The sequence below is a fragment of the Vibrio phycocola genome (assembly GCF_053850235.1).
In genome coordinates this window covers 125,228-139,990 of record NZ_JBSQDJ010000012.1, presented here as the reverse complement: position 1 = coordinate 139,990, position 14,763 = coordinate 125,228, and the positions used below count along the sequence as shown (strand labels likewise).

At 42.4% G+C, this 14,763-nt stretch carries 12 protein-coding genes; 9 read left to right on the top strand and 3 right to left on the bottom strand.

Features of this window, described 5'->3' with window-relative positions:
* Nucleotides 1-214: 214 nt before the first annotated feature.
* From ACWU4D_RS16140 to phoU, 4 genes are read left to right on the top strand one after another with little or no spacing between them, the layout of a single operon-like run.
* The gene (locus ACWU4D_RS16140) at nt 215-2,419 is read left to right on the top strand and encodes an ABC transporter permease subunit (RefSeq protein WP_456052495.1); all 2,205 of its coding nucleotides are present in this window, start codon (nt 215-217) and stop codon (nt 2,417-2,419) included.
* A complete protein-coding gene (gene pstA, locus ACWU4D_RS16135; protein WP_456052474.1) occupies nt 2,409-4,070 on the top strand; it encodes a phosphate ABC transporter permease PstA in 1,662 nt (553 codons plus the stop codon). Before ACWU4D_RS16140 ends, pstA begins: the two co-directional genes overlap by 11 nt.
* Nucleotide 4,071: 1 nt before the next feature.
* Nucleotides 4,072-4,890 carry a phosphate ABC transporter ATP-binding protein PstB gene (pstB, locus tag ACWU4D_RS16130; protein ID WP_456052473.1) on the top strand — a complete coding sequence of 273 codons (819 nt, stop codon included), beginning with the start codon at nt 4,072-4,074 and terminating at the stop codon, nt 4,888-4,890.
* An 18-nt stretch (nt 4,891-4,908) separates the two neighbouring features.
* Entirely contained in the window at nt 4,909-5,613 is a 705-nt protein-coding gene (gene phoU, locus ACWU4D_RS16125) for a phosphate signaling complex protein PhoU (RefSeq protein ID WP_456052472.1), read from the top strand.
* A gap of 147 nt (nt 5,614-5,760) precedes the next feature.
* Here the strand turns inward: phoU and ACWU4D_RS16120 are convergent, their stop codons facing one another.
* A complete protein-coding gene (locus ACWU4D_RS16120; RefSeq protein WP_456052471.1) occupies nt 5,761-6,372 on the bottom strand; it encodes a peroxiredoxin C in 612 nt (203 codons plus the stop codon).
* Between the two features lie 197 nt (nt 6,373-6,569).
* Here ACWU4D_RS16120 and ACWU4D_RS16115 point away from each other — a divergent pair, with 197 nt between their 5' ends.
* The 4 genes from ACWU4D_RS16115 to ACWU4D_RS16100 all read left to right on the top strand — a co-directional run bounded on the left by ACWU4D_RS16115 (nt 6,570) and on the right by ACWU4D_RS16100 (nt 12,077).
* Nucleotides 6,570-7,475 (top strand): hydrogen peroxide-inducible genes activator, encoded by a 906-nt coding sequence (locus ACWU4D_RS16115; RefSeq protein WP_456052470.1) that lies wholly within the window; start codon nt 6,570-6,572, stop codon nt 7,473-7,475.
* A gap of 617 nt (nt 7,476-8,092) precedes the next feature.
* Nucleotides 8,093-9,667 carry a malate synthase A gene (aceB, locus tag ACWU4D_RS16110; RefSeq protein WP_456052494.1) on the top strand — a complete coding sequence of 525 codons (1,575 nt, stop codon included), beginning with the start codon at nt 8,093-8,095 and terminating at the stop codon, nt 9,665-9,667.
* Between the two features lie 146 nt (nt 9,668-9,813).
* The gene (locus ACWU4D_RS16105; protein WP_456052469.1) at nt 9,814-11,412 is read left to right on the top strand and encodes an isocitrate lyase; all 1,599 of its coding nucleotides are present in this window, start codon (nt 9,814-9,816) and stop codon (nt 11,410-11,412) included.
* 101 nt (nt 11,413-11,513) lie between these two features.
* Nucleotides 11,514-12,077: a hypothetical protein gene (locus ACWU4D_RS16100; protein ID WP_456052468.1), complete on the top strand. Its 564-nt coding sequence runs from the start codon at nt 11,514-11,516 to the stop codon at nt 12,075-12,077.
* A gap of 101 nt (nt 12,078-12,178) precedes the next feature.
* On the opposite strand, the gene ACWU4D_RS16095 is transcribed toward ACWU4D_RS16100, so the two are convergent.
* Together ACWU4D_RS16095 and ACWU4D_RS16090 are read right to left on the bottom strand one after the other, a co-directional pair.
* Nucleotides 12,179-12,655, bottom strand: coding sequence for a CBS domain-containing protein (locus ACWU4D_RS16095; protein ID WP_456052467.1), 477 nt, complete (start codon nt 12,653-12,655; stop codon nt 12,179-12,181).
* Nucleotides 12,656-12,817: 162 nt separating this feature from the next.
* The gene (locus tag ACWU4D_RS16090; protein ID WP_456052466.1) at nt 12,818-13,282 is read right to left on the bottom strand and encodes a 2TM domain-containing protein; all 465 of its coding nucleotides are present in this window, start codon (nt 13,280-13,282) and stop codon (nt 12,818-12,820) included.
* A gap of 376 nt (nt 13,283-13,658) precedes the next feature.
* On the opposite strand from ACWU4D_RS16090, the gene queA reads away from it, so the two are divergent.
* Nucleotides 13,659-14,714: a tRNA preQ1(34) S-adenosylmethionine ribosyltransferase-isomerase QueA gene (gene queA / locus ACWU4D_RS16085; RefSeq protein ID WP_456052465.1), complete on the top strand. Its 1,056-nt coding sequence runs from the start codon at nt 13,659-13,661 to the stop codon at nt 14,712-14,714.
* Nucleotides 14,715-14,763: the final 49 nt, after the last annotated feature.

The window sequence follows — 14,763 nt, the reverse complement described above, 5'->3', positions numbered from 1 at the left end:
CTTTCTTTAAGTGTGCTTTTCTGTGGATTTAGTCGTAAGCTCTCTAAATCAAGAATAGAATTTTTGCTACTACACAATACCCTTTTTTTATTACAATTCTATGTCACATTAGTCGAGATAGTTGTTTTACTTTCAGTCGGTTAAAGGGGATTGTAATATTAATGTCACGAAAACGACATACTATAATATTAGACCATTTTAACTCGATGTAATGATGCCCAAAGCTCAGTTTTCTTTAGATACTACGCACAAAGTTCGCCTATTAAAAGATAGGCTTTTTCGTATGTCTGTAAGTTTTGGTGGACTCTGTGTTCTTGGCGCATTAGTGTTAATTTTTGCCTATCTTCTTTGGGTTGTCATTCCGCTTTTTTCGGATGCAAGTCTTGATTACTCAGAGCCTACTGTTTCAATCCATGAACCCTCGGTGATGTCGCTTTACGTCGATGATCAAGGAAAACATGCTTTTACGGTCTCAGCTCAGGGGCGTTTGTCTTTTTGGAGTAAAGATGCTCCGTCGTCAATGCCTATTTGGCATACGGAGCTTGGATTTGAGCCAAATCGCTCGTATATCTCCCCAGATCAAAACTGGACTCTACTGCTCGGTAATGACAATCAAATTGCGGTGGTTAAACCCAAATTTTCCTATGGCTCGATTGAAAATAATACTTTTGCTCCACAAGTGGATTATGTCCCTATTGGTGACGATTTAAGAAAGCAATTCCAGCAGTGGCAAGCGATCGAGACACTGACGTTTAGCATCTCTGAAACACAGTTAACTCTGGCCGTCAGTCATGATGGTGGGCAGTTGGAAGTGATCTCTCAGCCTCTCGATGGTTTATCGTCCTTTTCTGCTTACCATTTCCCTTCTGCTGTTCAGCCTGATCAGTTAGTAATATCCGGCGACGGTTCTACGCTATACATTCGCAGTGGATCCGAATTGGTGGTGGTTAAACGTAATGCATCAAAATATTCTGCGCGTGAAGTGATCGATTTATCTTTTGATGACAGTCACCGTGTTGACGGTATGGCGATGCTGGCGGGTGGGTATTCGTTGCTTGTGAGTTATGACGATGGTTCAGTGTCACAATGGTTTGATGTGTTAAAACAAGAAGAGCGACACTTAACCAAGATTCGTGACTTTCGTTTAGGCGCTGACATATCACTATTGCTTCCAAACCGTTTTAGTAAAGGTTTTTTTGCATTCCATAGCAGTGGGACAGTACATAACTTTTATACGACAAGTGAAAAGTTAGTATTGTTTGAACGAATCGCGTCGAAAACACCTGAGTTGGTGGCGTTATCGAGTAATGAGAATGTATTGCTTACTTATCGTCGCTTGGGAGATCAAGGGCAATTACATTTCATTGATGTCAATATGGGACATCCTGAAATTTCATTTTCGTCCTTGTGGCAAAAAGTTTGGTATGAAGGGTATTCAGAACCCGATTATGTATGGCAGTCAACGTCTGCTTCTGACAGTTTTGAAGGGAAGTTTAGTTTGGTTCCTATCGCATTTGGAACCCTCAAAGCGGCCTTTTATTCACTTATCTTTGCCGTGCCAATCGCGGTATGTGCAGCGGTTTATACGGCCTATTTTATGTCGCCATCAATGCGACGAGTGGTTAAGCCAACCATTGAGTTAATGGAAGCGTTTCCGACCGTCATTATCGGATTCCTTGCAGGGCTATGGTTTGCACCGATTGTCGAACAGCATCTAGTGTCCGTTATTCTCCTTTTATTTTTATTGCCTATTTCAACGATCGCCGCTGGTTTTCTTTGGTCAATTTTACCCAAAAGTTGGGGGCACTCAGTCGGGCGTGGTTGGCATGCAATTGCTCTGGTTCCTGTGCTTTGTGTTACGGCAGCACTGGTATTTCCATTAAGCTTTGATATTGAATCTTGGCTGTTCGCCGGTGATGTTCGTACCTATTTGGCTCAACACGGCATTGATTTTGATCAGCGTAATGCATTGGTGGTGGGTCTTGCTATGGGGTTTGCTGTTATTCCGACGATCTTTACGATCGCAGAAGATGCGGTATTCTCGGTACCTAAGCACTTATCTGATGGTTCTTTAGCGTTGGGCGCAACGCCGTGGCAAACATTAATTTACGTCGTATTGCTAACGGCGAGTCCTGGTATTTTTTCGGCGATAATGATGGGGTTAGGGCGAGCTGTTGGGGAGACTATGATTGTTCTAATGGCAACGGGAAATACCCCAATAATGGACTTCGATTTGTTTGAAGGGATGCGAACGCTTGCCGCAAATATTGCGGTTGAACTACCGGAATCTGAAGTTGGCAGTTCCCATTATCGAATTCTATTCCTCGCAGCATTGTTACTTTTTGTATTTACGTTCGCTGTAAACTCATTAGCTGAATGGATTCGTTTGCGTTTAAGGGAGAAATATCGTGCTCTTTAAAGCGCCGTTTAAATGGTTACGCTCCGGGGCTCCATGGATTTGGCTAACTGGTGGTGCTGTTAGCTTTAGTTTGTTGTCTGTTTTAGGTTTGTTGCTATTAATTGGTTGGAAAGGGCTGGCGTATTTTTGGCCTGCACCGTTATATCAATGGACAGATAGTGATAACCATAGAATAGTGGGTTTGCTGTATAACAAAGAAGAAATACTAACCAGTCATTTGCCTTATCAAAAGCAACTAGCTGAAAAATATGGTGAACTTGATAGCTCGGTGACTCGATACTCTATTAAGGTTGCGAACCGAGATCTGTTTCCTGCCGATTTTATCTCCCGTTTTGATTTTGAACTCACCATTCCTACTACGCCAACAGGATGGGTGGTGATTGACCGGGAAGAAGAGGGGCAATTTATTGGGAAGCCAATCGCTTATTATCGTGATAATGGTATTGAAGCCGAAGATATTACCCAAGCCTTAAGCGAAGGTCTGGATCAAGCTGTGGCATTACGTCAGGAAATTAATGTTTTGCTGACGACTCAACTTCAATCGATTGGACGTCAGTTAGAGTCTCTTCGTTTAGAGAGGCGGAAACGAGAATTTAATAACAGAGTGGACGCTGATTTTTCTGTGAGTTATGACGCGCAAAAAATAGCGTTAGAAGCAGAGTTTAAATCGATAGAAGGTGAGTTACAGATCTTAAAGCAGAAGCTTTCAGGTCAAACCTTGTTAGTTGAAGATATGACCGGCACACGTACATCGATAGCCATTCGAGATATACTCAATGTTTGGTACCCCAATGATATGTCGATATTCGAAAAAGTATCGCACTGGGGAAAACAAGTTTGGGTGTTTATTTCTGAAGACCCTCGTGAATCTAACTCGGAAGGTGGTGTTTTTCCCGCTATTTTTGGCACTATGTTGTTGGTGCTGATTATGTCGATTATGGTGATGCCTTTAGGGGTCATCGCTGCCGTCTACCTTCATGAATACGCAAAAGATAATGGCGTTACTCGAATGATTCGGGTCGCAGTGATCAACTTAGCAGGCGTTCCTTCGATCGTTTATGGAGTTTTTGGTCTAGGATTCTTTGTTTATACGATTGGTTCATCTATTGATGCTATATTTTATGCAGAACGAGCACCTGCACCTACATTTGGCACGCCAGGATTGTTGTGGTCAGCGCTAACTCTAGCCGTTTTAACTTTGCCTGTCGTCATTGTTGCAACGGAAGAGGGATTAAGCCGGATTCCTTCAGCAGTGCGTCATGGTTCATTGGCATTGGGCGCTACGCAATTTGAAACCATTTGGCGGATTGTATTACCTATGGCGAGCCCTGCCATTCTCACGGGGCTTATTTTGGCAATTGCTCGAGCTGCTGGGGAAGTGGCACCATTGATGTTGGTAGGGGTTGTTAAATTGGCATCTAGTTTGCCTATCGATGGAGAGTTTCCATTTGTCCATTTAGAGCGCAAGTTTATGAGTTTGGGTTTTCATATTTACGACATTGGATTTCAGACCAGTAATATCGAGGCAGCACGTCCATTGGTATACGCTACATCATTTTTATTAGTGATGGTGATCGTTGTTCTTAATCTGACGGCGATTAGTATTCGGAACAATTTGCGCGAAAAGTATCGAACAATGGGACAAGATTAGCATGCAACCATTCGAACAGACTTTAGGTTACTTCACACCACTTGATGTGAATAACTTAACCGATCAACAGACCTCAATTGAAATTGAGAACTTAAGCCTGTCCTATCATGGTACTCGGGTTTTGCATGATATTTCAATGCGAATTCCAAAAGGGCAAGTGACAGCATTTATTGGGCCGTCTGGATGTGGGAAATCGACCTTGTTGCGTTGCATTAACAGAATGAATGACTTGGTTGATGGTTGTCGAGTCAAAGGGCAAGTTCTACTGCATGGCAAAGCGGTTTATCACCCAAGTGTGGATGTTTCTACACTGCGGCGGCGAGTTGGGATGGTGTTTCAACGTCCTAACCCTTTCCCAAAGTCTATTTATGAAAATGTTGTCTATGGTTTACGTCTTCAAGGGATGAAAGACAGTCGCACGCTCGATGATTCCGTTGAGCGCTCATTGAGAGCTGCTGCATTGTGGGATGAAGTGAAAGACAGGCTTCAGGAGAACGCGTTTGGACTTTCGGGCGGGCAACAGCAACGTTTGGTTATTGCCCGGGCAATTGCGATAGAGCCTGAAGTTTTACTATTGGATGAGCCAACATCTGCGTTGGATCCTATTTCTACATTAACCATTGAAGAGCTTATTAATGAGCTCAAAGATAAATACACCGTGGCGATCGTGACGCATAACATGCAACAAGCCGCTCGAGTTAGTGATCACACTGCGTTTATTCATATGGGAAAGTTGATTGAATATGCAGACACCGATACGATCTTCACATCACCAACGAAAAAACAGACTGAAGACTATATTACGGGTCGATACGGATAATTAAGGTCGAGGATTATTATGCAATTTGGGCGTCACATTTCTGGTCAGTTTAACGTCGAGTTAGAAAATATAAGAACTAATGTTCTAACTATGGGCGGGTTGGTGGAGCAACAACTTACCTTCGCGATGCAAGCGCTAAACAAGCAAGACTATCAACTCGCAGAGCAGGTGATTCGTGATGATCACCGTGTAAATGCGATGGAAGTGTCGATAGATGAAGCATGCACTCGCATTATTGCAAAGCGTCAACCAACGGCTAAAGATTTACGCTTAGTGATTGCGATCATCAAAACGATTACCGATTTAGAGAGAATCGGTGATGTCGCGGCTAAAATCGCAGAAATTGCAGTGGATACACCTGAGCCTAGTAGTAAAAAGTTTCAAGTTTCGCTTGAGCCAATAGGTCGTCAAGCAATCACAATGCTTCATCAAGTATTAGACGCTTTTGCTAGAATGGATGTTGAAGCGGCTGCCCAGATCCACAAGTCTGACGATAACTTGGATGGCGAATATGAAGCGGTAACACGTCAATTGATGACGTTTATGATGGAAGATCCGAAAAATATTCCACAAATTCTGCAAGTTATGTGGTCTGCACGAGCGATTGAGCGTGTAGGCGATCGTTGTCAAAATATTTGCGAATACATTATTTATTTTGTGAAAGGTAAAGATGTACGTCATCTCGATAATCAATCTATCGATGATGCATTACGTGCTGATTAATCGAAAAATAACGGTAGAAAATTAGCAAAAAAAACCGAAGCCTAGGCTTCGGTTTTTATTATGACTTTACTTACCTGATTGGCACTTTTTATTAAGCTTTATTTTTCCAACCATTAACCCGTTGAGCACAGGTGGTATGTGGTGTAATTATTTTTTATCTAGGTCAGCTTCGTGCTCAGTTAGGTAAGCAGCAACGCCTTCTGGTGAATCTTTCATTCCAGATTTGCCTGCTTCCCACTGTGCTGGACATACTTCACCGTTAGTTTGGTGGAAATCCAATGCATCAACCATACGTAGCATTTCATCGATGTTACGACCAAGTGGTAAATCGTTCACTACTTGGTGACGAACAAGACCTTCTTCATCGATTAAGAATGAACCACGGAACGCAACACCAGCTTCTGGGTGTTCAACATCATATGCTTTACAGATTTCGTGTTTCACATCAGCTACAAGCGGGTAAGCTACTTCACCAATACCGCCATTTTCTACAGCGGTGTTACGCCATGCGTTGTGTGAGAATTGTGAATCGATAGAAACACCGATAACTTCAACACCTTTAGCTTGGAAATCAGCATAACGCTTGTCGAAAGCGATTAGCTCTGATGGACAAACGAAAGTGAAATCTAGTGGGTAAAAGAACACAACGGCTTTTTTACCTTTGGTGAATTCTGCGAAATTGAAACTATCTACGATCTCACCGTTACCTAGAACAGCTGCGGCAGTAAAATCAGGGGCTTGACGACCAACTAATACCATTTTGACGCTCCTAAAAATTAGGTTTTATTTCAAACGATGCGGTAAACACCATTTGATCCTTGTTTGTTCGGGACAAACTATAGTACAGATTGTAGTATAGAAAAAAGAGAATTAATTAGATTAAGTTAATCGATAAAAGCGATTAATAAGGTATTGTGAAAGCGTGTGCAATTTTGATAAGAATTATGGATTGAATTATGAATAAATGGCCGAGTTTAAAGCAGCTCCATTATTTAGTGACGTTACACGAAACTCGCCATTTTAGTGACGCTGCAGAGCGTTGCTTTGTCAGTCAATCAACTTTGAGTAAAGGTATTCAAAATCTTGAAACATTAATTGGTTGTCCTTTGTATGAAAAGAAAGACAAAAAAAGTCCACTTATTTTTACTTACGCTGGTGAAAATGTTGTCGCACAAGGGCGAGAGTTGTTAGCTAAAAGTCAGGATCTTCTTGAGCTAGGCCAATTGTGTCGCGGTGATATGATGGAAGGTCAATTACGGTTAGGTTGTATCCCCACAATTGCGCCTTTTTTGCTTTGTGATTTGGTACAAGAAGTTAATCGACGCTTTCCCAAACTAAACCTATTATTGCAAGAAGACACCACCACAAACTTACTTCAATCTTTGCGTCACGGTGAACTCGATATTTTGGTTTTAGCGCTTCCTGTGGATATTGGCTCAATGACGAGCCGAGTGGTTGGGCGAGATCCATTTCGCATGGTGATTAGTCAAAATCATGCTCACCATATTCGGGTGCCAATACGGTATTCAGACCTTCCAGACGAGTCAGTATTTTTGTTGGAGAATGAGCATTGCCTTACTGAACACGCAATTTCAGCGTGTAAGCTCACAACGAAAGATAAGATTAATCCATTTACAGCAACCAGCTTACACACCTTAGTACAGATGGTTGCGAATGGTTTGGGGACGACGTTTATTCCACAAATGGCGATTGACCATGGGCTACTTGATAACCAAAATCTGGTTGTTGTTGATCCTCCAGGGCACGCCGCTTCTCGTGAAATTGGTTTGGTTTGGCGCCCAAGTTCGTCACGTAGCCAAGTTTTTCATCAGCTGTGTGATTTAGTGTCCGAACTTCTTTAGAAAAAAGTCTAATCGTAGTGTTCACTTTATTCTTTGCCATGAAGTGTAAAGTGAATACCTTTAGTGACCCCTGTGCCTTTTGTCGGCTCTTTTCTATGAGTCATGACCCTTTCATAAAATCATAAATTTTCACATTGTCAATTTTACAAAATAACACCTAGTGTTTCGATGGTCTGTGTAAGTTTAATTTATTGATATTATTGAATATTTTCTACTTTTTTTGACTGTTTTCTCATTGTGGTTATGAATATTAGTGAAATTTTGTGTAATTAAGTTACGTATTTAAATTTCTTTGAGGGTTTTGCGCTCTTTCAATGCTTGGTGATATTTAGATCCAGTTTTATTGCTTTAATTTCATTGAATCCCTTGTTTATCTGTGTTTTTAAAGGTTCTTATTAGACTTATGTCTAGTAGTACATAAAAAAAATCTATCGCAATCTGTGTTCCACAGCAGTACGAATAAAAATAAATGTAGTTTTTATATTACATTTGAAAGCTAGCAAGGAAGAGTAATACGTTTCCCCTTGTTTTTTACAGAGATAGAAAGGAGCCAGCAGATGGACGCAGGAACATTAGATCAGCGACTAACAAAAGAACAGCAAGATACGGTTTCTAAAATGACGGTATCAGGGGAAGTCACTGCTGAGCAAAAAGCCGTATTTGGTTTGGAAGCTCAAGCTTTTCTATCGGCACTTTGCGCAAAATTTGCTCCTGAAGTTGGAGCGCTTCTGGAGGGGCGACAACAGCAACAAAGTCGCATTGACCAAGGGAGACTGCCTGACTTTCTTGAGCATACTCAAGATATACGAGAAGGGAGCTGGCGTATTCTTGGGATTCCACAAGATCTTCAAGATCGCCGAGTTGAAATTACTGGCCCCACTGATCGCAAGATGGTTATCAATGCACTTAATGCGAATGTGAAAGTATTTATGGCCGATTTTGAAGATTCAATGTCGCCAGATTGGAGCCATTTGCTTGATGGCCAAATTAATTTACGTGACGCGGTGCGTGGAACGATTGACTATACCAATCCACAAAATGGAAAGTACTATCAACTTTCCGATGATCCAGCTGTGTTGATTTGTCGAGTTCGCGGCCTACACCTTCAAGAGAAGCACGTTCAGTTTAATGGGGAGAATATTCCAGGGTCGCTATTCGATTTTGCTCTCTATTTTGTCAATAACCATCGCGAGTTATTGGCAAAAGGAAGTGGACCTTATTTCTATCTACCAAAACTGCAATCGCACAAAGAAGCGAAGTGGTGGAGCGACGTGTTCCATTTTACCGAAGACTATTTCGGACTCGATACAGGCACGATCAAAGCGACCGTTTTAATCGAAACGCTTCCAGCAGTGTTTGAAATGGATGAGATTTTGTTCTCGTTGAAGGAGCACATCGTTGGGCTGAACTGTGGTCGTTGGGATTATATCTTTAGCTACATTAAAACCTTAAAGCGTCACGGCGACCGAGTATTACCCGATCGTCAAGTTGTCACCATGGATATGCCATTTCTCAATGCATACTCACGACTGCTTGTAAAAACGTGCCACCGCCGAGGAGCCTTCGCTATGGGGGGGATGGCTGCCTTTATTCCAGTGAAAGATCCAGCAGGAAACCAAATCGTGTTGGACAAAATTCTTAAAGACAAATCACTAGAAGCCAATAATGGTCACGATGGAACATGGGTTGCCCACCCGGGATTAGCAGACACGGCAATGTCGGTATTTAACGAGGTGCTAGGTGATCGAACAAATCAACTTGATGTGTCGCGACAAGACGATCAGCCGATCACAGCAGAACAGTTATTGGCGCCATGTGAGGGAGAGCGTACTGAGACTGGTATGCGTCACAATATCCGTGTCGCGTTGCAGTATATCGAAGCATGGATCTCGGGAAATGGTTGCGTACCAATTTATGGATTAATGGAAGACGCTGCGACAGCCGAGATTTCTCGCGCTTCGATCTGGCAGTGGATTCAACATGAAAAATCGTTAGATAACGGCGAATTAGTAACAAATGAGCTATTTGGTCGCTATCTAAAGGAAGAGATTGAAGTCGTACGTCGTGAAGTAGGGGAAGAACGTTTTGCTCAAGGGCGTTTTACTCAAGCGGCTGAATTAATGTTTACGCTTACCACGAGCGATACATTATGCGACTTCTTAACGGTGCCAGGATACGACTATTTGCCGTAGCCGCACTAGAGAAGCCCAAGAAATACCAAGAAATAACAACAATAACCATTAACGTGAAACAGTTTTCGCAGTTAGCTTGCTCGCTGTGGAAAAGGAAGTCGCTGAGTTATATCCAGTGCTAAAAAAATAAAAGAGGGAATATCGCCATGACAAGTATCGCAAAAGATATAGAAACGATTGGAGCAGCCAAGAACAACGCAGGAGCGCCTTGGGATGCTATTAACCCAGAGTCTGCAGCTCGTATGCGTGCTCAAAATAAATTTAAGACAGGTCTAGATATTGCCCAATATACGGCTGACATTATGCGTGCTGATATGGAAGCTTATGATGCCGACAGCTCTAACTACACCCAATCTCTAGGCTGCTGGCATGGGTTCATTGGCCAACAAAAAATGATTTCGATTAAAAAACACTTCGGTGGCAAAACAGATGGTCGTTATCTATATCTTTCCGGTTGGATGGTTGCGGCACTTCGCTCTGAGTTTGGGCCACTTCCAGATCAATCAATGCATGAGAAGACAACAGTCGCAGGCCTAGTTGAAGAGCTTTATACCTTCTTACGCCAAGCTGATGCTCGTGAATTAGGGGGACTATTCCGCGCATTGGACGATGCTCGTGAAGCGGATGACGTTGCAGCGCAGGCATCAATTCAAGATCAAATTGACAATCATGTTACGCACGTTGTTCCTATTATTGCCGATATTGACGCCGGTTTTGGTAATGCAGAAGCGACTTACCTGATGGCTAAGCAGATGATTGAAGCGGGTGCATGTTGTCTACAGATTGAAAACCAGGTTGCGGATGAAAAGCAGTGTGGTCACCAAGATGGCAAGGTAACGGTACCTCATGCGGATTTCCACGCTAAATTGCGCGCTTGTCGTTATGCATTCTTAGAGCTTGGTATCGACAACGGAATTATCGTTGCACGTACTGACTCTCAAGGTGCAGGCCTAACCAAAGAGATCGCTGTAGTGAAAGAGCCGGGTGATCAAGGTGATGTGTACAACTCGTACCTAGACGTTGAAGAAATCGATGTATCTGATATGGCTGAAGGCGATGTTTGTTTTAATCGTGATGGCAAGCTTGTTCGTCCTAAGCGCCTTCCTTCTGGTTTATATCAATTCCGTCAAGGTACGGGTGAAGATCGCTGTGTATTCGACTGTATCGAAGCCATTAATGCTGGTGCTGACCTATTGTGGATTGAAACAGAGAAGCCACATATTGCTCAGATAAAAGAGATGATGGATGGTGTTCGTGAAGTTCACCCTAATGCGAAATTGGTTTACAACAACTCACCTTCATTTAACTGGACTCTGAACTTCCGTCAGCAAGCATATGATGCGATGGTTGAAGCAGGCGAAGATGTGTCCGCATATGATCGTGACAACTTGATGAGTATTGAGTATGACGAGTCTGAGCTCTCAGCACGAGCTGATGACAAAATCCGTACTTTCCAAGCTGATGCGTCACGTGAAGCGGGTATTTTCCACCACTTGATCACACTACCAACCTATCACACCGCAGCATTGTCGACAGACAATTTAGCTAAAGAGTACTTTGGTGACCAAGCGATGTTAGGTTACGTGGCTGGCGTACAGCGTAAAGAGATTCGCCAAGGTATCGCTTGTGTTAAACACCAAAACATGTCGGGCTCTGACATGGGTGATGACCACAAAGAGTACTTTGCTGGTGAAAATGCTCTGAAAGCGGGTGGTGCATTAAATACATCGAACCAATTTAATTAATTGAACTCGATTAAGATGTAGAGAGAAAGGCGGCTCCGGTCGCCTTTTTTAGCAATACAGATATAAAAACGATTGATTCACCGATTGAGTGGAGGATTCACATGACGCAAGTTCCTACCTATCTACAAGATGCTGAAGATTTACTTACTGCTGATGGTTTCAAAACAAATGATAAGTGGTATCACGGCACATCGTCAGCGTTGCTTTCTTTTATCAAAGGGCAAGGCTTAAAACGCTCGGGTGATAAAGATTTGAACCAAGCGGCCTCAAATACCATGGCGACGATTGGTAACCGCTATATCGAATCTACTGAGCCCGTCTATTTAACGCAAAGTAAAGAACTGGCCTACTATTGGGCGCAACAAACTGTGCGAAATCGCGGTGTTCGTTTTGAAGGTGACGAGGAACCTATCGTATTAGCGGTGAATTTATCGCAAAAGCAGAGAGCCAAAATAAAACCGGATGTCGGTGCCATGAGTTTATTGCTAATGGAAAGTGGTGAGCAGTTTATGACTCATTTGGCGGTAATTTACGACCGCTGTCGAGTTTCTGGCCCAGATATCCAACTGACAAGTGCAGACCGAATGGCGTTCTTAAATAAGTTAGGGATGGCTTATATCGATCAAGATATCAGCGTTGCATGTGTTGATATTGTGGAAAAATAAGTCGTTATTTAAGTTAAAAAGAAAATTGAATAGAGATACCTCTTGCCTTTAAGGAATGAGACAAGTTCAAGAAAGAGTACAGAGGTATCATTAACACTGAGTTACAGTTCGTCGTTGTACTTCTCAGTATCCATATCAGGAAAATCACTCTCTACTGGTTCGCTTTCTTCTTCGAGTTCAAGCAAGTTAATCGCAATAGCGACAAAGTCACTATCGGTAATGATGCCGACTAATTCTCCTTGCTCTACTACGGGTAAGCAGCCTACTTTATGTTTTTGCATAAATATCGCACTCTGTTTTAAACCAGCTTTAGGGCTAACACTTATGACCTTACCTTTCATCAATTGAGAGATGGGAGCATCAAACAATTCAGACGTCGTTTGAGAATAAATCAAACTGGAATTTTGGGCGCGTAAAATGTCTCGTTGAGATAAAACACCAACAAGTGCACCGAGTTCATCAACGATGGGAATATGGCGAATTTCATGTTGGTGCATCAGCTTTTGAGCTTGCTCTACGGTTTCGCTAGAGGTAAGAGTGTGTGGGTGGCGTGTCATCAAATCTTCGATTTTAATCATGCTGAGCTCCTTACCGACTATGTCTCAATCATGTTGGATGTAAGCTAACTATAGGAAGAGTGTGAAAGGTATGGTGAGAGCTAGGTTGTAAATTGACTATTAATTTGAGAAATGACTGAGTAAATTGATCGAAGTTAATTTACTCAGCCTGATTCAGTACCATTAAAGCTTTTTACCTAAACGTTTTTCAATTCGCTTTCTTTCCCATTTAGGTCCCAAGAAATTAAACACTTCAAAGACATTTAACCCGTGAAAGATGACACCGATTCCCCAGCCTAGCATTGGCCAAATTGCCCAAATATTATCTGGATTTGTCATTAAATTAATCACAAATAACATGACGATGATTAGCACGTATTTGATCAGGTGAGAGTAGAATCCTTTAAGATCGCGCACATAGTTAATGGCTTCTTCTTGTTGTTGATCAACGGTATTTGTTTCCATGGGTTTCTCCTGCTGAAGTTCACTAATGTCTATCTCAAACACAGCCGCAAGCGCTTGTTGTGAATCTAGGCTAGGGCTTTGGCCGCGTTCAATGCGCTGAATTGTTCTGACACTCAGTCCACTTAATTGAGATAGATGCTCTTGTGACCATCCTTTTTTAAGTCTAAGTTTTCGAACAATCATTACATTCCCTTATTGGTTTGGTTGAGATGATAGTAGCCACAATATCGCTAATATCGTGACGACATACGAGTGACATTGTTGCGTCATGCGCATGACAGGAGAGCGACATTTATTTAAAATCAATAGGTTATGGATTCATCTGAAAATACAGTTATGAGCCATAAATTGAGAGTCATATATAAATGTACGTATTCAGTATACGTGTGGACGTAGAGAGAAAACAATCTTGGACAGAAGTGAATTCCGTATTAATAAACGTGAATTAACGAATTTGAATATTTAATTGATTTACAACGCTGCCGTATCGGTGGTTTTACAGGTATACTAGCGCGCTGCACACGATTATCGTTAACACCACCAAATAAGACCGAACTAGATGCAAGTTTCTGATTTTCATTTTGACCTTCCCGATGAGCTGATTGCTCGTTATCCAAAAACTGAGAGAACCGCGAGTCGTTTATTACAATTAGATGGCAATAGTGGTGAGCTTTTCGATCGCTCTTTTAAAGACATATTGTCGTTGGTAAACCCCGGTGATTTATTGGTGTTTAACAATACTCGTGTTATTCCAGCTCGAATGTTTGGCCGTAAAGCCACAGGCGGGAAACTGGAAGTATTGGTTGAACGCATGCTCGATGAACATCGAATTTTGGCGCATGTTCGTTGTTCAAAGCCACCTAAGCCCGGTACTGATTTGATGCTTGGTGAAAATGATGAATACTCTGCCGTGATGGTGGCACGCCATGATGCATTATTTGAGATCGAAGTGCGTGGTGATAAACCGATTTTAGATGTGCTTAATCACATTGGTCATATGCCGTTACCGCCGTATATTGATCGCCCTGATGAAGAAACGGATAAAGAACGTTATCAGACGGTTTACAACGAAAAACCAGGCGCAGTCGCAGCACCGACAGCCGGATTGCACTTTGATAGCGATTTGCTCGATCAGATTCAGCAAAAAGGTGTCGACATGGCGTATGTTACTCTGCATGTCGGAGCCGGGACTTTTCAGCCTGTGCGTGTCGACAATATTCACGACCATCATATGCACGCTGAATATGTAGAAGTATCGCAAGAGGTTGTTGATGCCATTGAAGTGACAAAAGCTCGTGGCGGACGAGTTATTGCGGTTGGAACAACATCGGTGCGCTCATTGGAAAGTGCAGCACAAGCCGCACAAAAGAAGGGGCAATTAATTGCGCCATTTTTTGATGATACCGAAATTTTTATTTTCCCCGGTTATGAATATCGAGTGGTCGATTGTTTGATCACCAATTTCCATTTACCGGAATCCACATTGATTATGCTGGTTAGCGCGTTTGCCGGTTATGACCATGTGATGGCGGCATATCAACATGCTGTAGAACAGGCGTATCGCTTCTTCAGTTATGGCGATGCGATGTTTATTGAAAAGCAAACGGCTAAGTAGCTGTTTCGCATTATATCGTCAGACTGTTTCTCTGGCGTTTTGGAGGCTT